Below are 21,467 nucleotides of genomic sequence, written 5' to 3'. Positions count from 1 at the left end.
CGAGGCGGGACGGAGCGAGGCGGGACGGAGCGAGGCGGGACGGAGCGAGGCGGGACGGAGCGAGGCGGGACGGAGCGAGGCGGGACGGAGCGAGGCGGGACGGAGCGAGGCGAGGCAGGGCGAGGCGAGGCAGGGCGAGGCGAGGCGAGGCAGGGCGAGGCGAGGCAGGGCGGGACGGAGCGGGGCGGGGTTGGGTGGAGGGAGGCAGGGGCGGCCGGGCGGCTCCGACGTCGCGACCTCGATGAACTTCGTCCTGCTCGACGGGGCAGGACGGCGGGCCCCCGGACACTCAGCCGGCAGTGGACCGACCGGCCCCTGATACAGGAGCGACCCGGGAGATCCCGGGTCGCTACGTGGATGAGGGTCTGTATGTGTCTGGGCGGGCCTGCTCAGCGCGCCATGCTGCGCCGGGCCATGGAGCGCCACAGGTCATTGCTCGGGCGCATCTGCTCCATGAGTTCGCGCTCCCATGCGTTTTCCACTTCGACGCCTGCCGTTTCGCACGCCTTGCGGGCGACGTCGGTGCCGTCGGCGGCGAACTGGTCGGTCCATTCGCCGTCCTCGCCGACCAGGACGATGCGGGCGCCCCGCTTGCCGACGTACTCGATGACCGCCTTCGCGCCGCCGTGGCCGACGGCGAACGACTTGATGTCGGCGGTCAGTGTCGTATCGGAACCTTCTGCCATGTCTCGCAGCCTAGGCAGACTTCGGCCCGTCGCAAGCACACCCGGTGCGATTTTGTGATGGCAATTACCTGCTGGTTTAGCCGATCAAGGCATTGTTTTGGACCGATATCGCCCGAATCGCACCCCAGGTCGGGTTCCTTCGCGAGAGCACGCAGGGTGACCTGCGCTACCTGAATAACGGGCATTCTGCGCGACGTGCGTGAATGTCATCACGCATTGCCACCCTAGATGAGGGCGTCGACTGCTACTGCGATGAACAGAATCGTCAGGTACGTGTACGACCAGTGGAACAGGCGCATCGGCTTCAGCGGCTGACCGCGCCGTGAGCGGAGCACCAGCTTCACCGCCTCCAGGCCGAAGACCGCGCCGGACACGATCGCCGTGACGCCGTAGATCGGGCCCAGGCCCAGCGGCCACGCCGCCAGCGACGAGGCCAGCATCAGCGCGGTGAAGAGCAGGATCTCGAAGTTGACCCGGCCGGCCGAGCGCACCACCGGCAGCATCGGGATGCCGGCGCGGGCGTAGTCGTCCTTGTACTTGATGGCCAAGGCGTAGAAATGCGGCATCTGCCAAAAGAAGACAACGGCAAAAAGCGCCCAACCCAGCGGGGCGATCGACCCCGTCACCGCAGCCCAGCCGATCAGCACCGGGGCCGCGCCGCAGATGCCGCCCCAGAAGGTGTTCGCCGGGGTGCGCCGCTTCAGCCACAGCGTGTAGACCACGTCGTAGTAGAAGATGGAGGCTGCGGTCATCGCCGTGGCGAGCCAGTTGGTGAACGCGCCCATCAGCACGACCGACACCACCGCCAGCACCAGGCCGAAGATCAGCGCCGAGCGCGGGGTCACCACGTGGGCCGGCAGCGGGCGGCGCTTGGTGCGCCGCATCAGCTGGTCGATGTCGCGGTCGATGTAGCAGTTCAGCGCGCTCGCCGCGCCCGCCGCCAGCGAGCCACCGACCAGCACCACCGCGACCAGCCAGAGGCTGGGCCAGCCCTCGGCTGCCAGCATCATCGCCGGGACCGTGGTGACCAGCAGCAGCTCGACGATCCGCGGCTTGGTCAGCGAGACGTACGCCTTGATCACGGCGCCGATGTCGCGCCGGCTCCGTCCGCGACCCGCCGGTTGCGGAACCGCCTCGAGAAGACCGGGCGACCGCCCCTGGTCGGGACGCTCGGTGATCATGCTCACGGACAGCCACCTTCCGGCATCGGCGAGGTTCAGAACAGGGCCGAGGCCGAAGGCGACCGGCCGGCACGCTGGATCAGACTACGCGCAGCCCGGGGCGCCCTTCGGTCGACCCGGTACGGGTGTACGGCGTCACAGCCCGCAAGGTTCACTGTCCGCTCTCAGCGTATGGGCCTGTGCCGTTCCCCGGGCGGGGGTTTACCGGGAATGGATAGGGTCAAGTCAAAAGGTATTCGCACACCATGCCCGAGGAGCACAACCGACGTGGCTGCCAAAGTCGATTTGAACTGGTCCGACCTCGACCGCCGGGCGGTCGACACCGTCCGGGTGCTCGCCATGGATGCCGTCGAGAAATCCGGCAACGGCCACCCCGGCACGGCAATGAGCCTGGCGCCGGCCGCATATCTGCTGTTCAACCGCGTGATGCGCCACGACCCGACGGACCCGCTCTGGGCCGGCCGCGACCGCTTCGTGCTCTCCTGTGGTCACTCCAGCCTCACCCTGTACATCCAGCTCTACCTCAACGGCTACGGCCTGGCGATCGACGACCTCGCCGCGCTGCGCCAGTGGGGCTCGCTGACCCCCGGTCACCCGGAGTACGGCCACACCCCCGGCGTCGAGGTCACCACCGGCCCGCTGGGCCAGGGCATCGGCAACGCGGTCGGCATGGCGATGGCCGCCCGCCGCGAGCGTGGACTGTTCGACCCGACCGCCGAGGGTGACTCTCTGTTCGACCACCGCGTGTACGCGCTGTGCTCCGACGGCGACATCGAGGAGGGCGTGAGCCACGAGTCGAGCGCCATCGCCGGCGTGCAGAAGCTCGGCAACCTCACGCTCATCTACGACGACAACGAGATCTCCATCGAGGACGACACCCGGATCGCCAAGAACGAGGACGTCGGCGCCCGGTATGCGGCCTACGGCTGGGACGTGCGGCACGTCGACTGGCGCAAGGGCGACCCGGACCAGGGCTCGGAGTACCACGAGGACGTCGAGGCGCTGTACGCGGCGATCCAGGCCGGCCACGAGGTCACCGACAAGCCGACGTTCATCGTGCTGCGCACCATCATCGGCTGGCCCGCGCCGAACAAGCAGAACACCGGCAAGATCCACGGCTCCGCGCTGGGCGCCGACGAGGTCCGGGCCACCAAGGAGGTCCTCGGCTTCGACCCGAACAAGACCTTCGACGTCGCCGACGAGGTGCTCGCGCACACCCGTTCGGTGGTCGAGCGGGGCCGCGCCGCGCACGCCGAGTGGACCACGGCGTTCGAGAGCTGGGCCGCGGCCAACGCCGAGGGCAAGGCGCTCTTCGACCGGCTGGCCACCCGCACGCTGCCCGAGGGCTGGCACGCGGCGCTGCCCGAGTTCCCCGCCGACGAGAAGGGCGTCGCCACCCGCGCCGCCTCCGGCAAGGTGCTCGACGCGCTCGCCCCGGTGCTGCCGGAGCTGTGGGGCGGCTCGGCCGACCTGGCCGAGAGCAACAACACCACGATGAAGGGCGAGCCCTCGTTCATCCCGAGCGAGTACGCGACCAAGGCCTTCCCGGGTCACGAGTACGGCCGCACGCTGCACTTCGGCATCCGCGAGCACGGCATGGGCTCGATCCTCAACGGCATCGTGGCGCACGGCGGCACCCGCCCGTACGGCGGCACGTTCCTGGTGTTCAGCGACTACATGCGGGGCGCCGTCCGGCTCTCCGCGCTGATGAAGCTGCCGGTCACGTACGTGTGGACGCACGACTCCATCGGCCTGGGCGAGGACGGCCCGACGCACCAGCCGATCGAGACGCTGACCGCCCTGCGCGCCATCGTCGGCCTCGACGTGGTCCGCCCGGCCGACGCCAACGAGACCGCCTGGGCCTGGCGCGGCGCGCTGGAGCACACCGACCGCCCGACCGCGCTCGCGCTCTCCCGGCAGAACCTGCCCACCATCGACCGCAGCAAGTACGCCTCGGCCGAGGGCACCCTCAAGGGTGGCTACATCGTCTCCGAGGCGTCCGGCGGCGAGCCGCAGGTCATTCTCATCGGCACCGGCTCCGAGCTGTCGATCTGCCTGACCGCGCAGGAGCGCCTCGAGGCCGCCGGCACCCCGACCCGGGTCGTGTCCATGCCGTGCCAGGAGTGGTTCTTCGAGCAGGACACCGCCTACCAGCAGCACGTGCTGCCGCGCGGGGTCAAGGCGCGGGTCACCGTCGAGGCGGGCATCCGGATGAGCTGGGACCGGCTGCTGGGTGAGGCCGGCGAGGCCGTCAGCATCGAGCACTACGGCGCCAGCGCCCCCGCCAAGGTGCTGTTCGAACAGTTCGGTTTCACCGCGGACAACGTGGTGGCCAAGGCCAACGCCGCCCTCGCCAAGGTCGGCGACATCACCGGTCACACGACCGGAAATTGAGGAGTAGCGATGACCGACAGGCTGGCTGAGCTTTCCGCCGCAGGTGTGGCGGTATGGCTCGACGATCTCTCGCGTGTCCGCCTGCACAGCGGTTCGCTGGACAAGATGCGCCGTGAGCAGCACGTGGTCGGCGTGACCACGAACCCCACCATCTTCGCCAAGGCGCTCGCCGACGCGGACGCGTACGACGCGCAGCTCAAGGACCTGGCCGCGCAGGAGGTCACCGTCGAGGAGGCCGTGCGGCTGCTGACCTCGTACGACGTGCGCTGGGCGTGCGACGTGATGAAGCCGGCGTACGACGCGTCGGGCGGGGTGGACGGCCGGGTGTCCATCGAGGTGGACCCGCGCAGCGCGCACCTGACCGAGAAGACCGCGTCCGAGGCCAAGACGCTGTGGTGGCTGGTGGACCGGCCGAACCTGTTCATCAAGATCCCGGCGACCCAGGCGGGCCTGCCGGCGATCACCTCGACGCTGGCCGAGGGCATCAGCGTGAACGTGACGCTGATCTTCTCGCTGGAGCGCTACCGGGCCGTCATGGACGCGTTCCTGGCGGGCCTGGAGCAGGCCAAGGCCAACGGCCACGACCTGACGAACATCGGCTCGGTCGCCTCGTTCTTCGTGTCCCGGGTGGACACCGAGATCGACAAGCGGCTCGACAAGATCGGCAGTGACGAGGCCAAGGCGCTGCGGGGCAAGGCCGCCGTCGCCAACGCGCAGCTCGCGTACCAGGCGTACGCCGAGGTCTTCAGCTCCGACCGGTGGCAGGCCCTGGCCGACGCGGGCGCCAAGCCGCAGCGGCCGCTGTGGGCCTCGACCGGCACCAAGAACCCGGACTACAAGGACACCGTCTACGTCGAGGAGCTGATCGCTCCCGGCACGGTGAACACCATGCCGGAGTCGGTCATCAAGGCCTTCGAGGACCACGGCGAGACCCGGGGTGACACGGTCACCGGCTCGTACGCCGCCGCGCAGAAGGTGATGGACGACGTCGCCGCGATCGGTGTCGACCTGACCGACGTGTTCAAGGTGCTCGAGGACGAGGGCGTGGAGAAGTTCGAGGCCAGCTGGGGCGAGCTGCTCGACGACGTGAAGAAGTCGCTCAAGGCCGCCGCGAAGGGCTCGGACAGCCCGAGCGACGCCGCCAAGTCGTAATGACCGACGACCTGCTCGCGGGTGTGGAGGCCGCCGCGGGGTTCGCCGTACACGGCGGCCCGGCGACTGCCTCCCGCCGCGAGCTGGTCGCCCGGGGCGTGCCCGGTCTGCTGGCCGGCAAGGACCCCACCCTGTGGGGCCCCGCGGCCGAGGACCGGGCCCGGGCCCGGCTGAACTTTCTGGACGCGTACCGGTGCGGCAGCGAGCTGCTCCCGCTGATCGCCGAGCTGCACGAGGAGCTCGGCGATCTCGACAATGTGGTGCTGGCCGGTCCCGGCCGCGCCGCCGCGGCCGTGGCCCGCACGCTGGGCCGGCCGCTGACCGTGCTGGACGAGCCGGACCCGCACCCGGTCCGCGCGCTGCTCGACGACCCCGGCCGGCTGCGCCGCACCGTCGTGCTGCTGGCCGACGACCACCTCGGCAGCATCTTCTGGCAGGCCTACCGCGACCTGGGCCTGACCGCCGCGGAGGCCGGGCGGCACTTCGTGGTGCTCGGTGAGCCGCTGCCCGAGCTGGAGGCCGCGGGTGCGGTCACCGTCCCCACCGGAACCGGCGCGTTGAGCGCCGCCACGCTGCTGCCGGCCGCGTTCGCCGGGGTGGACATCGCCGAGCTGATCGACGAGGCCGAGCTGTTCGCCCCCTCGCTGGCCGGCGACCAGGACAATCCCGCCCTGGCGCTGGGCGTCGCACTCGCCGCGGCCGACCGCGTCACGCTGGTCCCCGACGGCTCCGGCCTGGAGGTGGGCGAGTGGGTGGCCGACCTGATCACCAGCGGGCTGGGCCTGCCGGTGGTGGTGGCCGAGAGCCCCCGCGACCCGGAACCGGCCGGCGGCGACACCCTGACGATCACCTTCGGCGGCAGCATGTCACCGCTGGGAGTGACCAGCGGCGGGCTGTCCGTGCACGGACCGCTGGGCGCGCACTTCCTCGCCTGGCCGTACGCGGTGGCGCTGGCCGCGCACGTCCGCGGCGTCGACCCGTTCCGCGAGTTCCCGGCCGCGACGGCCGACCCGGCGCCGGTCCCACCGTCCTTCGTCGAGGGCGCGGTGGAGATCTTCACCACCGGCGTCGCCACCGACCTCACCGCGGCGCTGCGCGAGCTGCTCGCCTCGGTGGACGACCAGCTCCACATCCAGGCCTTCCTGGACCCCGGCGAGCACCCGGAACTGGCCCGGCTGCGACCGCTGCTGGCCGCCGCGGGCCGGCGCCCGGCCGGCTTCGGCTGGGGCCGGTACCACCCGGCCGGGCCCCGGCACGGCGCGTTTCTGCAGATCACCGGCGCGGTCACCGGGGACGTGCCGGGGCCGGGGCCGGACCAGACGCTCGGCGGTCTCCAGGCGGCCCGGGCCGCCGGGGACCGGCAGGCCCTGGCGCGCGGCGGCTGTCCGCTGCTGCGCGTGCATCTGACCGACCGCACCGAGGGTGTACGCCAACTGCTCAACGCCGCCGACATCTTGCGGCACTGACGCTTGGCCGTAACCCTGCGGGACCTTAAAAAGCTGGCAGGATGGGACACGTGGGTAATCCGCTGCGCACCGCACAGGACCGACGGCTCCCCAGGATCCCGGAGCCCTGCGCTCTGGTGATCTTCGGAGTCACCGGCGACCTGTCCCGAAAGAAGCTCATCCCGGCGGTCTACGACCTCGCCAACCGGGGCCTGCTGCCGCCCGGCTTCGTGGTCCTGGGCTTCGCCCGCCGCGACTGGGGCGACGGCGACTTCGAGTCGCTGGCGTACGAGGCCGCCAAGAAAGGTGCCCGCACCCCGTGGCGCGAGGACGTCTGGACCAGGCTGGCCAGCCAGTTCCAGTTCGTGCCCGGCTCGTTCGACGACGACGCCGCCTTCGACCACCTGGCGACCACGCTGGACGAGTTGCGCGAGCGCAACGGCATCGCCGGCAACGCCGCCTTCTACTTCTCCATCCCGCCGGCCGCGTTCCCGCTGGTGCTCAACCAGCTGGCCCGCACCGGGATGGCCGACAACGCCAAGTCCGGCGGCTGGCGCCGGGTGGTGGTCGAGAAGCCGTTCGGCAACGACCTGAAGACCGCGATGGCGCTGAACAAGCTGGTCGACGAGGTGTTCACCCCGGCCGACGTGTTCCGCATCGATCACTACCTCGGCAAGGAGACGGTCCAGAACATCCTGGCCCTGCGCTTCGCCAACAACCTGTTCGAGCCGGTGTGGAATTCCAAGTACGTCGACTCGGTGCAGATCACCATGGCCGAGGACGTCGGCATCGGCACCCGGGCGGCGTTCTACGACGCCTCCGGCGCGGCCCGCGACGTGCTGCAGAACCATCTGCTGCAGCTGCTCGCGCTGGTCGGCATGGAAGAGCCGACAAGCTTCGACCCCAATGACGTACGCGCGGAGAAGCTGAAGGTCCTCAAGGCCATCAGCCTGCCCGCCGACATCGCCAAGGGCTCGGTCCGCGGGCAGTACCTGCCGGGCTGGGTCGCCGGTGAACGCGCGGTCGGCTACCTCGAGGAAGCCAACATCCCGCCGGACTCCAAGACGGAGACCTACGTCGCGGTGCGGCTCGGCATCCAGAACAGGCGCTGGGCCGAGGTGCCGTTCTTCGTCCGGGTGGGCAAGCGGATGCCGCGCCGGGTCACCGAGATCGCGATCATGTTCAAGAAGGCCCCGCACCTGCCGTTCGACCCGGCCGATGTGGAGATGCTCGGCAACAACCAGCTGGTCATCCGGGTGCAGCCGGACGAGGGCGTGGTGCTCAAGTTCGGTTCCAAAGTGCCCGGCACCACGATGGAGGTCCGCGACATCGCGATGGACTTCCAGTACGGCGAGGCGTTCACCGAGTCCAGCCCGGAGGCGTACGAGCGGCTCGTGCTCGACGTGCTGGTCGGCGACCGGACGCTGTTCCCGGACGCGGCCGAGATCGAGCAGAGCTGGAAGGTCATCGACCCGCTGGAGGCGGCCTGGGCCGGCACCAAGCCGGAGCCGTACCGCTCCGGCGAGTGGGGCCCGCGGGCCTCGGACGAGATGCTGGCCCGCGAGGGCCGCGCGTGGAGGCGAGCATGATCGGCCTGTGGGACACGACCGGCAACGAGGTCGTCAAGGCGCTGGCCGCCGAGCGCCGCAGCGCGGGCGGGGTGGCCAGCGGGCTGGCGCTGACGCTGGTCGCGGTCGTGGAGGAGAAGAAGGTCCGCGAGGCCGAGGCCGCCGCGACCATCGCCGCCTCCGCGCACCCCTGCCGGCTGCTCATCGTGGTCCGCTCGGACCTCGAGGGCCGCAGCCGGCTGGACGCGGAGATCGTGGTCGGCGGCCGGCTGGGCCCGGCCGAGGCCGTCGTGATGCGCATGTACGGCCGGCTGGCCCTGCACGCCGAGTCGGTCGTCATGCCGCTGCTGGCCCCGGACGTGCCCGTGGTGACCTGGTGGCACAGCGAGCCGCCGGACATCATCGCCAACGACTTCCTGGGTGTGGTCGCCGACCGCCGGATCACCGACAGCAAGCTGGCGCCGGACCCGGTGGCCGCGCTGCGCCAGCGGGCCAAGGACTACGCGCCCGGCGACACCGACCTGACCTGGACCCGGATCACGCTCTGGCGCACCCTGGTGGCCGGCGCGTTCGACACCACCGACGAGCGGGTCACCGGCGCGACGATCGAGGCGCCGATGAACGACCCGACCGCCGCCCTGATGAAGGGCTGGCTGAAGTCGCGCCTGGGCATCGAGCCGGTCTGGGAGCACACCGACCGCTCGCCGCGGATGCGCTCGGTGGAGCTGCAGTGCGCAAACGGCGACTGCGTCCGGGTCACCCGCGAGGAGGGCACGGCGCTGTTCAGCCGGACCGGCCAGGAGGACCGTTACATGCCGCTGCCGAAGCGGACCGTCGGTGACGAGCTGGCCGAGGAGCTGCGCCGGCTCGACGCCGACCAGATCTACGGCGAGGCGCTGGGCGCGCTGGCCGGGGTGGCCGGGCTGGACAGCCGGCCGGCGATGCGCGTGCACGTCTGGAAGGACCCGATGCTGGCCGCCCGCGAGGGGGACGCGGCCGGCGCCTTCGCGGGCCCGGGCGGCTCCGCCGCCTGACCGTTCTAAGATCACAGGGGCCGTCCGCCGACTCGGCGGGCGGCCCCGTTCCTTCCTGGGGGCTTCATGAGCGAGACCGTGGTAGTGGTGGTTCCTGACGCCGACATCCTGGCGTCGGCGGTGGCCGCACGGCTGGTCGTCAAGATCATCGATGCGCAGGCCGAGCGCGGGTGGGCCGGTGTCGTGCTGACCGGCGGCCGGGTCGCGGCCAAGGTGCTGCGCTCGGTCAAGGAGCTGCCCGCCGCGGACGCGGTCGACTGGTCCCGGGTCGACCTGTGGTGGGGCGACGAGCGCTTCCTGCCCGCCGGCCACCCGGACCGCAACGAGACCCAGGCCCGCGAGGCACTGCTGGACGCGCTGCCGCTGGACCCGGCCCGGGTGCACGCGATGCCCGCCTCGGACGGCCCGGACGGCGACGACGCCGCCGCGGCCGCCGCCCGCTACGCCCGGGAACTCGCCGCGGCGGCGAAGCCGGGCAGCTCGGAGCTGCCGCACTTCGACGTGCTGATGCTCGGCGTCGGCGAGGACGGGCACGTGGCGTCGATCTTCCCGGAGCACCCGGTCGGCTACGAGACCGGCACGACCGCGGCGGTGCACAACAGCCCGAAGCCGCCGCCGACCCGGGTCACGCTGACCATGCCGACGATCCAGACGGCCGAGGAGGTCTGGCTGATCGCGGCGGGCAAGGACAAGGCGGCCCCGGTCGGCATGGCGATCGAGGGAGCCGGGCCCAAGCAGGTGCCGGCGGCGGGCGCGGTCGGCACGGACCGGACGCTGTGGCTGCTGGACCGGGCGGCGGCGGCGAACGTCCCGCCGAAGGCACGCAGCCTGCGCTGACCAGCCGACCCCGGCGCGCCACCGGAACGACCCCGCGCCGGCCGGACCCGGTCGGCGGGACCCGGTCGGTCAAGGCGCGCCGCCGGGACCCGGTCGGTCAGGGCGCGCAGCCGGGACCCGGGCGGTCAAGGCGCGCAGCCGGGACCCGGGCGGTCAAGGCGCGCAGCCGGGACCCGGGCGGCCAGGGCGCGCAGCCGGGACCCGGGCGGTCAAGGCGCGCAGCCGGGACCCGGGCGGTCAGGGCGTGCCGGCGGGGCCTGTCGGCGTGACCTGCCCGGGCTCGGCGGTCGCCGCGCCGGCTTCCGGGGTGGCCGGGATGGGCGCGGTCGTGGCCGGGGCGCGCCGGCTGGTGGTCGCGGGCGGTCGGGTAGTCGCCGCGCCGGGCCGTTCGGTGGTCGCGGCCGGTGGCGGCGCGGAGCGGCTCGGTGACCTCGGGACCGGGTCCGGTGACGTCGGGGCTGGGCTCGGTTCGGCGGTGGGTGCCGGGGAGCTCGTCGGCTCCGGGGCGGGCACGGTGGCCGCCGGCGCGTCCGGCACCCGGGGGCGCGAGACGTCGGCGGGCAGCCGTACCAGGAGAATCGCCGCCACCGCCACGGCCGCGACCACGAGCAGCGAGCGCCACCAGGGCAACCAGGGCCGGCGGACCGGCGCCGCGGTCGGCGGCGCGGCGGGCCGCAGCCGGTCGGGGGTGACCTGACCGGCCCGGGACGACAGCGCGCGGCGCACCCGGTCCTCCAGTTCTGTGCTCATCGGCGCTCCCCCAGCAGGCCGCGCAGGACACCCAGCGCCCGGCTCGCGGTCGACTTCACCGTGCCGCGGGACACCCGCAGCACCTCGGCGATCTCCTGCTCGGACAGCTCCGACCAGTACCGCAGCACCACCACCTGGCGCTGCCGCACGGTCAGCGCGGCCAGCGCGGCCAGCACCTCCCGGTCGCCCTGGCCCAGCAGCACCTCGTCCTCGGCGGCCGGCGCCGGCCCCGGCCGCGGCGGGACGTAGGCCCGGGCGGTGCGCCGGCGGCGCAGCGCCGAGCGCGCCGCGTTCATCACCCCGGTCGTCAGGTACGCGTGCGGGTCGGCGACGGTACGCAGGTCGGCACCGTGCCGCCGGTACAGGGCGGCGAACACGTCCTGCACGATGTCCTCGGCGGTCGGCAGGTCGTCGACCATGAGCACCGCCAGCCGGACCAGGCTCAGCCGGCGCGCGTGATAGAGCTCGTTGATCGCCGGTGGCCCGTTCGCGCCGGCGGGGCGCACCGCGGCGGAGCGGCCGGACAGCACGGATCGCAGCCAGCGCGGAAGCGCGGGAAGTGCTGCGACGAAGGTCATGGCCGTCCCGGGGTCAGCGGCGGGTCTTGGTGGGCGACGGTACCGGGCGGGGTCCATCGGGGGCCGGGGTCGCCGTGGGGCTCTTGGTCGGCGCCGGGAGGCTCCTGCTCGGCGCCGGGACCGGGGCGGCGGTGCGGGTGGGCTTCGCCGGGGACGGCTCGGCGGTCACTGTCACGGCCGGGGAGGGCGCGGCGGTCGGGTCGGCCGGGGACGGCGGCGCTGTGGCGGTCACCGCCGGGGACGGCTCGGCGGTCGGTGTCGCCGCTGCCGGGGACGTCGCGGCGGGGGTCGGGCGGGGTGCGGGTGCGTCGTCCGCGAACGCCCTCGTGGTGGTCACCACGCCCAGGACGGCGACGGCGGTCGCGGCGGCGGCGAGCGAGGCGGAACGGGCGGTCAGACGCATCACGGAACTCCTGTGCGGTCGGGGGTGAGCCTTCGCAGGAGTAGACGCGCGGCGCCGCGGAAGGTTGACGGCGTGACGGTGACGCGCGCCACAGTTCGCCGTTACCTAGAATCGCGGCTGTGCAGCCCATGATCCGTGCGTACCGCCCCGCCGACCTCGACGCCGTCTACGACATCTGCGTGCGTACCGCCGACGCCGGGGGTGATGCCCGGGGCCTGTACTCGTCCGACAAGCTGATGGGCGACATCTTCGCTGTGCCGTACGTGACGCTGGAGCCGGAGCACGCCCACGTCCTCGACGACGGCACCGGCGCGGCCGTCGGCTACGTGCTCGGCACGGCGGACACGTCCCGTTTCGCGCGGCGTTACCGGGACGAGTGGCTGCCGGCGACCGCCGGGCGCTACCCGCACCCGGCCGAGCCGCCGGTGACCGGCGAGGACTTCATGCTCTGGCTGCACGAGCACCCCGAGCGCATGGTGGTGCCCGAGCTGGCGGACTTCCCCGCGCACCTGCACATCGACCTGCTGCCGGAATGGCAGGGCAAGGGCTGGGGGCGCGGGCTGATCGGCGCGTTCCTGGCCGGGCTGCGGGCGGCCGGGGTGCCCCGGGTGCACCTGGGCATGGCGGTGGCGAACGTCAGCGCCCGATCCTTCTACGACCGGCTGGGCTTCACGGAGATCCCGGTGCCCGACGCCACCGGCGTCATCTACCTGGGCCGATCGACGGCCGCCTGACCAGACCCACCGACCGTCACACAGCAGGACCGGACGGCCCGGCGGCCGAGCCGGGCCTGGCGGACCTGCCCGGGCCGAGACACCCGTCGGGCCGAGCCAGGCCAGCAGTCGAGTCGGGCCAGCCGTCGGGCCGAGACAACCGTCGGGCCGAGCCAGGCCTGCAGTCGGGCCGAGGCAACCATCGGGCCGAGCCACGCCTGCAGTCGGGCCAGGCCTGCAGTCGGGCCAGGCCTGCAGTCGGGCCAGGCCGTCCCGCAGCCGGAGGCGGCCGAAAGGCCGCCGACCGGCCGGGAGCTACTCGCTGCGGCCGCGCCGCTGCCGGACCTTCGCCAGGGCCTCGGCCAGGATCGCCGCCCCGTCCTCGTCGGACCGCCGCTCCTTCACATAGGCCAGGTGCGACTTGTAAGGCTCGCTCCGCATCCGGCCGGGCGGCTTCTCCCGGTCCAAACCGCCGGGCTGACCGCAGCGGGTGCAGTCCCAGGTCTCCGGGGGCACCACATCGGCCGCGAAACGGACCTCCACCGGGTGCCCCGCGGCACACCAGTAGGTCACCTCCCGCCGCGGTGCGGGCTCGCTGCGCTCGTCAGGGCGCATCGGGCTGGAGCCGACACGGCTGCCGCGGATCGCACTGCCACTGGACACGGAAGTCACTCCTGTCTCGAGGGCGTTTCATCGCCGGGGAAAGCGGCGGTATAAAAGCGGTGGAAAAAACAACCGCGCGGCCCGGACGGACCGGACCGCGCGGCAGAGTCTACGACTCGTGGTGCGCCTGGAGGAAGACCTGCTGACGAACGCCTGGAAAGCGTACGTTAACTGTGTGTTTCAGGCCGCCTGTGTGATCTTCAGCCAGAGGCCCAGGCCCACGATGCAGGCGAACCAGATGACGCCCACGAGCACCGTGTAGCGGTCCAGGTTCTTTTCCGCCACCGATGAGCCGGCCAGGCTGGAGGTGACGCCGCCGCCGAACATGCTGGACATGCCACCGCCCTTGCCGCGGTGCAGCAGGACGAGCAGGGTCAGCAGGATGCTGGAGATGATCAGCAACACGATCAACGTGTACGCGAACGCGATCGGCATGGTCGGGTCATTCCTCTCGAAGGGCACAGCAGCGCCACCACAATAGCGGGTGCCCGGCCACCGCTCGACGGCGGCCGGGCATTCAACTCAGCGCTGCACGTGCTCGCGGAACCGGACGATCGACGCGAACTCCTCGGCGTCCAGGCTCGCGCCGCCGATGAGCGCGCCGTCCACGTCGGGCTGCGCCATGATGGCGGCGATGTTGGCCGCTTTCACCGAGCCGCCGTACTGGATGCGCACCGCGTCCGCCGTCTCCGCGCCGTACTTCTCGGCGAGCCGCACCCGGATGGCGCCGCACACCTCCTGCGCGTCGTCGGGGGTCGCGGTCTTGCCGGTGCCGATCGCCCACACCGGCTCGTACGCGATCACGATGTTCTTGACCTGCTCGGCCTTGAGCCCGTCGAGCGCGCCGTCGAGCTGCGTCGAACAGTGCGCGACGTGCTCGCCGGCCTCGCGGATCTCCAGGCCCTCGCCCACGCACAGGATCGGCGTCAGGTCGTTCGCCAGGGCCGCCTTCACCTTGGCGTTGACCAGCGCGTCGCCCTCGTGGTGGTACTCGCGGCGCTCGGAGTGCCCGATCACCACGTAGGTGCAGCCCAGCTTGGCCAGCATCGCGCCGGAGATGTCCCCGGTGTACGCGCCGCCCTTGTGCGGGGACAGGTCCTGCGCGCCGTACCGGATCGGCACCTTGTCGCCGTCGATCGCCGTCTGCACGCTGCGCAGGTCGGTGAACGGCGGCAGCACGACCGCCTCGACCTCGGTGAGCTGCTGCTCGGTGAGGCTCGCGGCGAGCTTCTGCACCAGGAGGATGGCCTCGAAGTGGTTGAGGTTCATCTTCCAGTTGCCGGCCATGATCGGCCGGCGGGTCACGTCAGCCATCAGGACTCCAGTGCCGAGACGCCGGGCAGGGTCTTGCCCTCGAGGTACTCCAGCGACGCGCCGCCGCCGGTGGAGATGTGCCCGAAGCCGGACTCGTCGATGCCGAGCGTGCGCACGGCCGCGGCCGAGTCACCGCCGCCGACCACCGAGAATCCGTCGATCTTGGTGATGGCCTCGGCGACGCCCCGGGTGCCGGCCGCGAACGGCGCCAGCTCGAAGACGCCCATCGGGCCGTTCCAGAACACCGTCTTCGCCGAGCCGATCGTCTCCGCGAAGAGCGCCACCGACTTCGGGCCGATGTCGAGACCCAGCCGGTCGGCCGGGATCGCGTCCGCGGCGACGGTGGAGTGCTCGGCGTCGGCGGAGAACTCGGTCGCCGCCACAACGTCCACCGGCAGCACGATCCGACCCTGCGCCTGCTCCAGCAGATCGGCACAAGTGGAGATCATCTCGGCCTCGAGCAGCGACTTACCGACCTCGTGGCCCTGGGCCTTGAGGAAGGTGAAGCACATGCCGCCGCCGACCAGCAGCTTGTCGACCTTCGGCAGCAGCGCCTGGATGACGGCGAGCTTGTCGGAGACCTTCGAGCCGCCGAGCACCACCACGTACGGCTGCTCCGGGGTCTCGGTCACCTTGCGCAGGACCTCGACCTCCTTGAGGACCAGGCCGCCCGCGTAGTGCGGCAGCCGCGCCGCGACGTCGTAGACCGAGGCGTGCTTGCGGTGCACCGCGCCGAACGCGTCGTCGACGTAGAACTCCGCCAGCCCGGCCAGCTCGTCGGCGAACGCGCCGCGCACGGCGTCGTCCTTGCTGGTCTCGCCGGCGTTGAAGCGCAGGTTCTCCAGCAGCAGCACCTGGCCGTCGGTCAGCGCGTCGGCGGCCGCCTTGGCGGAGTCGCCGACGGTGTCCTCGGCGAAGACCACCGGGGTGCCGAGCAGCTCGCCGAGCCGCGCCGAGACCGGCGCGAGGGTGAACTTGGGGTCCGGCGCGCCCTTGGGACGGCCGAGGTGCGAGCACAGGATCACGCGGGCGCCCGCGTCACGCAGGGCGATCAGGGTCGGCAGCACCGCGCGGATGCGGCCGTCGTCACTGATCCTGCCCGCTTCGTTTTTGTCGAACGGGACGTTCAGGTCGGCGCGCACGAGCACGCGCCGACCCGTAACACCCTCGCCGAGCAGGTCGTCGAGAGTCTTCAACGGACTCAGCCGACCAGCTTGACCAGGTCGACCAGGCGGTTCGAGTAGCCCCACTCGTTGTCGTACCAGCCGACGACCTTGACCTGGTTGCCGATCACCTTGGTGAGGCCGGCGTCGAAGATGCACGAGGCCGGGTCGGTGACGATGTCCGAGGACACGATCGGGTCCTCGGTGTAGACCAGGATGCCCTTGAGCGGGCCGTCCGCGGCCGCCTTGATCGCCGCGTTGACCTCGTCGACCGAGGTCTCCCGGCCGGCGGTGAAGGTCAGGTCGGTGGCCGAGCCGGTGGGGATCGGCACCCGCAGCGCGAAGCCGTCGAGCTTGCCCTTGAGCTCCGGCAGCACCAGGCTGACGGCCTTGGCGGCGCCGGTCGAGGTCGGCACGATGTTGAGCGCGGCGGCGCGGGCCCGGCGCAGGTCCTTGTGCGGGCCGTCCTGCAGGTTCTGGTCCTGCGTGTACGCGTGGATCGTGGTCATCAGACCCTTTTCGATCCCGATCGAGTCGTTGAGCACCTTCGCCATCGGCGCGAGGCAGTTGGTGGTGCACGAGGCGTTGGAGATGACGGTGTGCTTCGCGGCGTCGTACAGGTTGTCGTTGACGCCCATCACGATCGTGATGTCCTCGTTCTTGGCCGGCGCCGAGATGATGACCTTCTTGGCGCCGTTGTCGACGTGCGCCTTGGCCTTGGTGGCGTCGGTGAAGAAGCCGGTCGACTCGATGACGACGTCGGCGCCCAGGTCACCCCAGTGCAGGTTCGCGGGGTCGCGCTCGGCGAACGCCTTGAAGGTCTTGCCGGCGACGGTGATCTCGTCGGCGGTGGCCTTCACCTCGTGCGGCAGCCGGCCCAGGATGCTGTCGTACTTGAGCAGGTGGGCGAGCGTCGCGTTGTCGGTCAGGTCGTTGACCCCGACGATCTCGATGTCCGCGCCGGAGGCGGCCACCGCCCGGAAGAAGTTGCGGCCAATGCGGCCGAAGCCATTGATGCCAACCCGGATGGTCACAGGTGGATCTCCTCGTTTCGGTCCGCCGGAATCTGCGACCGGCGGAGGTCTGCGTGCCGACCTGATCGAGGGCCGGCTGTTGCGTCAGCTGGCCACCGCGCCTCGGGATCGAGTCCGCCGCGGCCAGGTCGGAGCTGGCGTTGCCGGCGGCGCCCGGCGCGGGCGGCCATGCTTGCCGGCACCGTCGCCGTCATGCTCACCCTATCCGAGCAGGACTCCGGCCCTCGACGCGGGGCGCGACCTGATCGTTACTTCAGGGGCCGTTTCTTTATCGGTACGCGCACCCCATCGACAACCGCAAACCCCCAGCCCCGCCACCAGGGCGCCGGCCGGCTGCCCGGCCGGGGCCGTGACCTGCCGCCGGGCTGAACCGGTCGGCCGGTACCGGTTCCGGGACAGCGCCGCGCCCGGGCGGCTGCTACAACGAACAGGTCGTGAACAGTACGAGCGGCCGCTGTGTCCGGCAGCACTCGCGCCCACCGACGAAGTGGCCGTTCATGACGAACGGGGAACGCCATGAAAACCGGAACGCCCAGCATCCTGCGGCTCGTGGCCGTCGGCGCCGCCCTGGCCACCGTGCCGCTCGCGGCGCCCGCCGAGGCCGCCGCCGCGCCACCACCGGCCTGCGCGACGCTGACGAAGAACGCCACCGCGACAGTCCTGACGGTCCGCAACACCTGCGCGACGTCCGTCCGGCTCCGACTGATCATCTCACCCACCGTGACCACCGGCTGCGCCCTGTACGCCCCCGGCACGGTCCGAGTGATCACCGTGCCGACCGGCGCACCGTCAGCCCGCCTGGAAGCCTGCTGACCGCCGCGCGCAGCCGTTCCGGCTCGCCTCCCGCGCCCGGGCGGCGAGCCGGCGGTGTCAGCAGGCCATCATCTCCGGGGTGACGGCCGCCTCGGTGTCCGGGATGCCCAGGTCGCGGGCACGCTTGTCGGCGAGGGCGAGCAGACGCCTTATACGGCCGGCGATCGCATCCTTGGTCAGCGGCGGATCGGCCAGCGCGCCCAGCTCCTCCAGCGAGGCCTGCCGGTGCTCCAGCCGCAGCCGGCCCGCGGAGGTGAGGTGGTTCGGCGCCTCGTCGGCGAGGATCTCCAGCGCCCGGGTCACCCGCGCGGCGGCTGCCACGGCCGCCCGGGCGGAGCGCCGCAGGTTGGCGTCGTCGAAGTTGGCCAGCCGGTTCGCGGTCGCCCGCACCTCACGGCGTACCCGTCGCTCCTCCCAGGCCAGCACGCTGGAGTGCGCCCCGATCCGGGTGAGCAGCGCGGCGATCGCGTCCCCGTCCTTGATCACCACGCGGTCGACGCCGCGCACCTCCCGCTCCTTGGCGGTGATGCCGATCCGGCGGGCGGCGCCGCGCAGCGCCAGCGCGGCCTCCGGCCCGGGGCAGGTGATCTCCAGCGCGCTGGACCGGCCGGGCTCGGTGAGCGAGCCGTGCGCCATGAACGCGCCCCGCCACGCCGCAACGGCGCAGCAGACGTTCGCCGAGACCACGTGCGGCGGCAGCCCGCGCACCGGCCGGCCGCGCACGTCGAGCAGGCCGGTCTGCCGGGCCAGCGCCTCGCCGTCCTTGACGATGCGCACGATGTAGTGGCTGCCCTTGCGCAGGCCGCCGGAGGCGAGCACGTGCACCTCGCTGGGGTAGCCGTACACCTCGGCGATCTCCCGCCGCAGCCGCCGGGCCACCGCACCGGTGTCGAGCTCGGCCTCGACGACCACCCGCCCGGACACGATGTGCAGCCCACCGGCAAACCGCAGGAGGGCGGCCATCTCCGCACGTCGGCAGCACGGCTTGGGCACGTCGACCCGGCTCAGCTCGTCCTTGACCGCTGCCGTCATCGCCATCTTCGAAGTCACCTCATGCTTGTTTCGCGGTCTGCCAGTTGCTTAACGATCGGAGCCGAGGACTGGCACCAACGCTGTGCCCAACGACTCAGGATCATGCTTGGGCCTGCCATCCGCAACGGCCAGCGGCGCCAGCACCAGACGCGCACCGAGCGCCTGCGCGGCCCGGTGCACCGGATCGGGCTCGCCGACCCATTTCACGTCGGCCAGCACGGTGTCCACCCGCAGCCGCGGCAGATACCAGTGCAGGGCGGCGAGATGGTCCGCCACGGAGAGCCCCAGGGTCTCGTTGTCGGCGGCCAGGTTGAGCGTGACCAGCCGCCGGGCCGGGCTGGCAACGATCGCCTCGGCCAGCTCGGGCACGAGCAGATGCGGAAGCACACTCGTGTACCAGCTGCCGGGCCCGAAGATCAGCCAATCGGCCTCGGCGATGGCGGCCAGCGCGGGCGGACAGGCCGGCGGCGACGCCGGAACGATCCGCAGCGCCTCGACATGCCCGGTGGTGACGGCGACGGCGTGCTGCCCCCGCACGGTGACGACCTCATCGGGCCGAGCCGGGTCACCCCCGCGCACATCGGCCTCGATACCGACGGCGTGCGAGGCCATGGGAAGCACCCGGCCGCAGGCACCGACCATGGCGGCGGCGTGCTCCAGGGCCGCGACGGGATCACCGAGCAGCTCGAGCAACCCGAGCAGCAGCAGATTGCCGACGGCGTGCCCGGCGAGCGGATCGTGCTTGCCCCCGACCGACGCGATCCGCCGATCCACACTGCCCCAGCCGACCTTGTCCCCGGCCTCGCCCTCGGCCTCAGCGCCGGCGCTGTGCCCGGCCATGTCCCCGGCTTGGCCCTCGACCTCGGCCCGGCTTCCCGGCTCGGCGCCGGCTCCGTCCCGGGCCGCGCCCCCGGCGTGGGGCTCCGTCTCCGGTCCGGGTTCCGCGTCGGCGCGGCGGTCGGACTTGCCGACCAGCGCGAACCGGTGCTGCATGAGCGCGACCGTGCGCTGGTGCCCCGGGTCGTCACCGGCCAGCGCGGCCAGCGCCATCCGCAGATCGCCGGGCGGCAGCTGGGCGTCCCGCTCGGCGCGCAACCGGCCGCTGGAACCACCGTTGTCGCCGACGGTGACCACGGCGGTGATCTCCAGGTCCAGGGCCGGCGCGCAGTGGCGCAGCGCGCGCAGGGAAGCGGCAAGCCCGTGCCCGCCCCCGAAGGCGACAACCTTGATCGGCCGCCGGCCCCGCGGCTCGCTGCCGGGACGTCCGCTCGCCTGATCCGCGGCCGGGGTGCCGGCCGTCTTGGTGATGCTGGAACCGGCAGCAGCGCCGCTCCGCCCCGCCGGCTGTTCCGCCGTCACTCCCGCCCCAGGTCGCGGTGCGAGGAGTGGGCGGACAGCCGGATGTCGCGCAGCTGTGCCGTGAGTTCCTCGGCGATCGCCACGCTGCGGTGCTTGCCGCCGGTGCAGCCGATCGCCACGGTCAGGTAGCGCTTGCCCTCGCGCTCGAAGCCCGGCGCCGTCGCGGCGATCAGGCCGGCATACGTGCCGACGAAGTCGTGTGCGCCCTCCTGGCCCAGCACGTAGCTGCTGACGCCCTCCTCCAGACCGGTGTGCTCGCGCAGCTCCGGCACCCAGAACGGGTTCGGCAGGAAGCGCGCGTCCAGCACGTAGTCGGCGTCGGGCGGCAGGCCGTACTTGAAGCCGAACGACAGCACGGTGATCCGCAGCCGCCGGGCGTCCTCGCCGCCGAACAGCTCCTCGACGCGGCGGCGCAGCTGGTTCACGTTCAGGTGGCTGGTGTCGATGATCACGTCGGACTGCTCGCGGGCCTCCTCGAGCAGCTTGCGCTCGGCCGCGATGCCGTCGGCGAGCCGGCCGTCACCCTGCAGCGGGTGCGAGCGCCGCACCGACTCGAAGCGCCGGATCAGCACCTCGTCGTCGGCGTCGACGAACACGACCCGCGGCGAGAAGCCGCGCTCCTTGAGCGCGCGGACCGCGCCGGCCAGGTCGGTGGAGAAGGCCCGGCTGCGCACGTCCAGCACCATCGCGGTACGCCGGGCAGCCCCGCCGGCCTCGAACGCGAGCTGCGCCATGTCGAGCATGAGCGCCTGCGGCAGGTTGTCGACGACATAGAAGCCGACGTTCTCCAGGGCACGGGCAACCGTGCTGCGGCCGCCACCGGAAACCCCGGTCACCACCACGAGGTCGGTACCGGCCTCGTCGGGTGTGGGCTCCGGAACGAACTCCGGCATCGACTCGGTCACGCACTCCTCCTGAACCGCACTGCGCCACACCCCCTCCGGGCGGACACTGCATCCTAGGCCGAAGCGGTGAGCCGGGGCCGCCGGACGTCCTGTCCATTACCCGATCCGGTGCCCGAAGGCTCCCGCAAGCCACCCCGATCAACCCACCCGGTGAACGGCGTCCCCACCGCCCGTATTCCACCGCGACCCCGCCGCGGCCGGGCAGCCGGGCAGCCGGGCGACCGGGCAGCAGGGCGGCCGGCAGCAGGACGGCCGGCCTAGGGTCGACCGGCCGAGTCCCACGAAGCCGACTCCTCCGACACGGCCGCGTCCCGCGACGTGGGCAACCCCGCCGGATCCGCCGAGCCCGGCTGCCCGGAGCCCGGCTGCCCGAGGTCCGGCTGCCCGGAGCCCGACTGCCCGGAGCCCGACTGCCCGGAGCCCGACTGCCCGAGGTCCGGCTG

22 protein-coding genes are annotated in these 21,467 nt (G+C 72.3%); 8 read left to right on the top strand and 14 right to left on the bottom strand.

Annotation, left to right across the window (positions count from 1 at the left end; all coding sequences use genetic code 11):
* Positions 1–389 precede the first annotated feature (389 nt).
* Together ACIBQZ_RS18810 and ACIBQZ_RS18805 are read right to left on the bottom strand one after the other, a co-directional pair.
* Positions 390–686, bottom strand: a complete 297-nt coding sequence (locus ACIBQZ_RS18810) for a hypothetical protein (protein ID WP_396089973.1) — start codon at positions 684–686, stop codon at positions 390–392.
* Positions 687–910: 224 nt separating this feature from the next.
* On the bottom strand, positions 911–1,873 hold the full coding sequence (locus ACIBQZ_RS18805) for a heme o synthase (protein ID WP_396089972.1): 963 nt from the start codon (positions 1,871–1,873) through the stop codon (positions 911–913).
* A 204-nt stretch (positions 1,874–2,077) separates the two neighbouring features.
* Here ACIBQZ_RS18805 and tkt point away from each other — a divergent pair, with 204 nt between their 5' ends.
* From tkt to pgl, 6 genes are all read left to right on the top strand, one after another.
* On the top strand, positions 2,078–4,261 hold the full coding sequence (gene tkt, locus ACIBQZ_RS18800) for a transketolase (RefSeq protein WP_396089971.1): 2,184 nt from the start codon (positions 2,078–2,080) through the stop codon (positions 4,259–4,261).
* A gap of 9 nt (positions 4,262–4,270) precedes the next feature.
* The gene (gene tal / locus ACIBQZ_RS18795) at positions 4,271–5,413 is read left to right on the top strand and encodes a transaldolase (protein WP_396089970.1); all 1,143 of its coding nucleotides are present in this window, start codon (positions 4,271–4,273) and stop codon (positions 5,411–5,413) included.
* On the top strand, positions 5,413–6,879 hold the full coding sequence (locus tag ACIBQZ_RS18790) for a glucose-6-phosphate isomerase (protein WP_396089969.1): 1,467 nt from the start codon (positions 5,413–5,415) through the stop codon (positions 6,877–6,879). Before tal ends, ACIBQZ_RS18790 begins: the two co-directional genes overlap by 1 nt.
* 50 nt (positions 6,880–6,929) lie before the next feature.
* Positions 6,930–8,447 carry a glucose-6-phosphate dehydrogenase gene (gene zwf, locus ACIBQZ_RS18785; RefSeq protein ID WP_396089968.1) on the top strand — a complete coding sequence of 506 codons (1,518 nt, stop codon included), beginning with the start codon at positions 6,930–6,932 and terminating at the stop codon, positions 8,445–8,447.
* Positions 8,444–9,460, top strand: a complete 1,017-nt coding sequence (locus tag ACIBQZ_RS18780; protein WP_396089967.1) for a glucose-6-phosphate dehydrogenase assembly protein OpcA — start codon at positions 8,444–8,446, stop codon at positions 9,458–9,460. Before zwf ends, ACIBQZ_RS18780 begins: the two co-directional genes overlap by 4 nt.
* Before the next feature lie 66 nt (positions 9,461–9,526).
* On the top strand, positions 9,527–10,297 hold the full coding sequence (gene pgl / locus ACIBQZ_RS18775; protein WP_396089966.1) for a 6-phosphogluconolactonase: 771 nt from the start codon (positions 9,527–9,529) through the stop codon (positions 10,295–10,297).
* 237 nt (positions 10,298–10,534) lie between these two features.
* On the opposite strand, the gene ACIBQZ_RS18770 is transcribed toward pgl, so the two are convergent.
* The 3 genes from ACIBQZ_RS18770 to ACIBQZ_RS18760 are packed head-to-tail and all read right to left on the bottom strand — an operon-like array spanning position 10,535 to position 12,028.
* On the bottom strand, positions 10,535–11,047 hold the full coding sequence (locus ACIBQZ_RS18770) for a hypothetical protein (RefSeq protein WP_396089965.1): 513 nt from the start codon (positions 11,045–11,047) through the stop codon (positions 10,535–10,537).
* Positions 11,044–11,625 carry an RNA polymerase sigma factor gene (locus ACIBQZ_RS18765; protein WP_396089964.1) on the bottom strand — a complete coding sequence of 194 codons (582 nt, stop codon included), beginning with the start codon at positions 11,623–11,625 and terminating at the stop codon, positions 11,044–11,046. Before ACIBQZ_RS18765 ends, ACIBQZ_RS18770 begins: the two co-directional genes overlap by 4 nt.
* A gap of 13 nt (positions 11,626–11,638) precedes the next feature.
* Positions 11,639–12,028, bottom strand: coding sequence for a hypothetical protein (locus ACIBQZ_RS18760; RefSeq protein ID WP_396089963.1), 390 nt, complete (start codon positions 12,026–12,028; stop codon positions 11,639–11,641).
* Between the two features lie 128 nt (positions 12,029–12,156).
* On the opposite strand from ACIBQZ_RS18760, the gene ACIBQZ_RS18755 reads away from it, so the two are divergent.
* Positions 12,157–12,762: a GNAT family N-acetyltransferase gene (locus tag ACIBQZ_RS18755; protein WP_396090097.1), complete on the top strand. Its 606-nt coding sequence runs from the start codon at positions 12,157–12,159 to the stop codon at positions 12,760–12,762.
* A gap of 294 nt (positions 12,763–13,056) precedes the next feature.
* On the opposite strand, the gene ACIBQZ_RS18750 is transcribed toward ACIBQZ_RS18755, so the two are convergent.
* The 5 genes from ACIBQZ_RS18750 to gap all read right to left on the bottom strand — a co-directional run bounded on the left by ACIBQZ_RS18750 (position 13,057) and on the right by gap (position 16,915).
* Positions 13,057–13,404, bottom strand: a complete 348-nt coding sequence (locus tag ACIBQZ_RS18750) for an RNA polymerase-binding protein RbpA (RefSeq protein WP_203763021.1) — start codon at positions 13,402–13,404, stop codon at positions 13,057–13,059.
* Between the two features lie 180 nt (positions 13,405–13,584).
* Positions 13,585–13,839, bottom strand: a complete 255-nt coding sequence (gene secG / locus ACIBQZ_RS18745; RefSeq protein WP_396089962.1) for a preprotein translocase subunit SecG — start codon at positions 13,837–13,839, stop codon at positions 13,585–13,587.
* 87 nt (positions 13,840–13,926) lie between these two features.
* The gene (gene tpiA / locus ACIBQZ_RS18740) at positions 13,927–14,718 is read right to left on the bottom strand and encodes a triose-phosphate isomerase (RefSeq protein ID WP_396089961.1); all 792 of its coding nucleotides are present in this window, start codon (positions 14,716–14,718) and stop codon (positions 13,927–13,929) included.
* A complete protein-coding gene (locus ACIBQZ_RS18735; protein ID WP_396089960.1) occupies positions 14,718–15,914 on the bottom strand; it encodes a phosphoglycerate kinase in 1,197 nt (398 codons plus the stop codon). The genes tpiA and ACIBQZ_RS18735 overlap by 1 nt, the downstream gene beginning before the upstream one ends.
* Positions 15,915–15,919: 5 nt before the next feature.
* Positions 15,920–16,915: a type I glyceraldehyde-3-phosphate dehydrogenase gene (gap, locus tag ACIBQZ_RS18730; RefSeq protein ID WP_396089959.1), complete on the bottom strand. Its 996-nt coding sequence runs from the start codon at positions 16,913–16,915 to the stop codon at positions 15,920–15,922.
* A gap of 516 nt (positions 16,916–17,431) precedes the next feature.
* On the opposite strand from gap, the gene ACIBQZ_RS18725 reads away from it, so the two are divergent.
* On the top strand, positions 17,432–17,728 hold the full coding sequence (locus ACIBQZ_RS18725) for a hypothetical protein (protein WP_396089958.1): 297 nt from the start codon (positions 17,432–17,434) through the stop codon (positions 17,726–17,728).
* A 57-nt stretch (positions 17,729–17,785) separates the two neighbouring features.
* On the opposite strand, the gene whiA is transcribed toward ACIBQZ_RS18725, so the two are convergent.
* From whiA to ACIBQZ_RS18705, 4 genes are all read right to left on the bottom strand, one after another.
* The gene (whiA, locus tag ACIBQZ_RS18720; RefSeq protein ID WP_184996434.1) at positions 17,786–18,766 is read right to left on the bottom strand and encodes a DNA-binding protein WhiA; all 981 of its coding nucleotides are present in this window, start codon (positions 18,764–18,766) and stop codon (positions 17,786–17,788) included.
* Between the two features lie 42 nt (positions 18,767–18,808).
* On the bottom strand, positions 18,809–19,990 hold the full coding sequence (locus tag ACIBQZ_RS18715; protein ID WP_396090096.1) for a 2-phospho-L-lactate transferase CofD family protein: 1,182 nt from the start codon (positions 19,988–19,990) through the stop codon (positions 18,809–18,811).
* A gap of 125 nt (positions 19,991–20,115) precedes the next feature.
* Positions 20,116–21,012 carry an RNase adapter RapZ gene (rapZ, locus tag ACIBQZ_RS18710; RefSeq protein WP_396090095.1) on the bottom strand — a complete coding sequence of 299 codons (897 nt, stop codon included), beginning with the start codon at positions 21,010–21,012 and terminating at the stop codon, positions 20,116–20,118.
* A 269-nt stretch (positions 21,013–21,281) separates the two neighbouring features.
* On the bottom strand, positions 21,282–21,467 hold a 186-nt coding region (locus ACIBQZ_RS18705; RefSeq protein ID WP_396089957.1), incomplete at its 5' end, for a hypothetical protein.

Origin of the sequence: Actinoplanes sp. NPDC049599 (genome assembly GCF_044465625.1) — a bacterium.
In the GTDB taxonomy this organism is placed as follows: Bacteria; Actinomycetota; Actinomycetes; order Mycobacteriales; family Micromonosporaceae; genus Actinoplanes.
Note: the sequence above shows the minus strand (reverse complement) of the source record. Positions and strands in the feature narration are given on the sequence as shown.

Excerpts from the sequence above, each read along its gene's own strand:
- ACIBQZ_RS18810 (WP_396089973.1), bottom strand. The coding sequence starts at position 686 with ATGGCAGAAGGTTCCGATACGACACTGACCGCCGACATCAAGTCGTTC.
- tkt (WP_396089971.1), top strand. The coding sequence starts at position 2,078 with ATGGATAGGGTCAAGTCAAAAGGTATTCGCACACCATGCCCGAGGAGC.
- tal (WP_396089970.1), top strand. The coding sequence starts at position 4,271 with ATGACCGACAGGCTGGCTGAGCTTTCCGCCGCAGGTGTGGCGGTATGG.
- ACIBQZ_RS18790 (WP_396089969.1), top strand. The coding sequence starts at position 5,413 with ATGACCGACGACCTGCTCGCGGGTGTGGAGGCCGCCGCGGGGTTCGCC.
- ACIBQZ_RS18780 (WP_396089967.1), top strand. The coding sequence starts at position 8,444 with ATGATCGGCCTGTGGGACACGACCGGCAACGAGGTCGTCAAGGCGCTG.
- pgl (WP_396089966.1), top strand. The coding sequence starts at position 9,527 with ATGAGCGAGACCGTGGTAGTGGTGGTTCCTGACGCCGACATCCTGGCG.
- ACIBQZ_RS18770 (WP_396089965.1), bottom strand. The coding sequence starts at position 11,047 with ATGAGCACAGAACTGGAGGACCGGGTGCGCCGCGCGCTGTCGTCCCGG.
- ACIBQZ_RS18765 (WP_396089964.1), bottom strand. The coding sequence starts at position 11,625 with ATGACCTTCGTCGCAGCACTTCCCGCGCTTCCGCGCTGGCTGCGATCC.
- ACIBQZ_RS18760 (WP_396089963.1), bottom strand. The coding sequence starts at position 12,028 with ATGCGTCTGACCGCCCGTTCCGCCTCGCTCGCCGCCGCCGCGACCGCC.
- ACIBQZ_RS18755 (WP_396090097.1), top strand. The coding sequence starts at position 12,157 with ATGATCCGTGCGTACCGCCCCGCCGACCTCGACGCCGTCTACGACATC.
- secG (WP_396089962.1), bottom strand. The coding sequence starts at position 13,839 with ATGCCGATCGCGTTCGCGTACACGTTGATCGTGTTGCTGATCATCTCC.
- tpiA (WP_396089961.1), bottom strand. The coding sequence starts at position 14,718 with ATGGCTGACGTGACCCGCCGGCCGATCATGGCCGGCAACTGGAAGATG.
- ACIBQZ_RS18725 (WP_396089958.1), top strand. The coding sequence starts at position 17,432 with ATGAAAACCGGAACGCCCAGCATCCTGCGGCTCGTGGCCGTCGGCGCC.
- whiA (WP_184996434.1), bottom strand. The coding sequence starts at position 18,766 with ATGGCGATGACGGCAGCGGTCAAGGACGAGCTGAGCCGGGTCGACGTG.
- rapZ (WP_396090095.1), bottom strand. The coding sequence starts at position 21,012 with ATGCCGGAGTTCGTTCCGGAGCCCACACCCGACGAGGCCGGTACCGAC.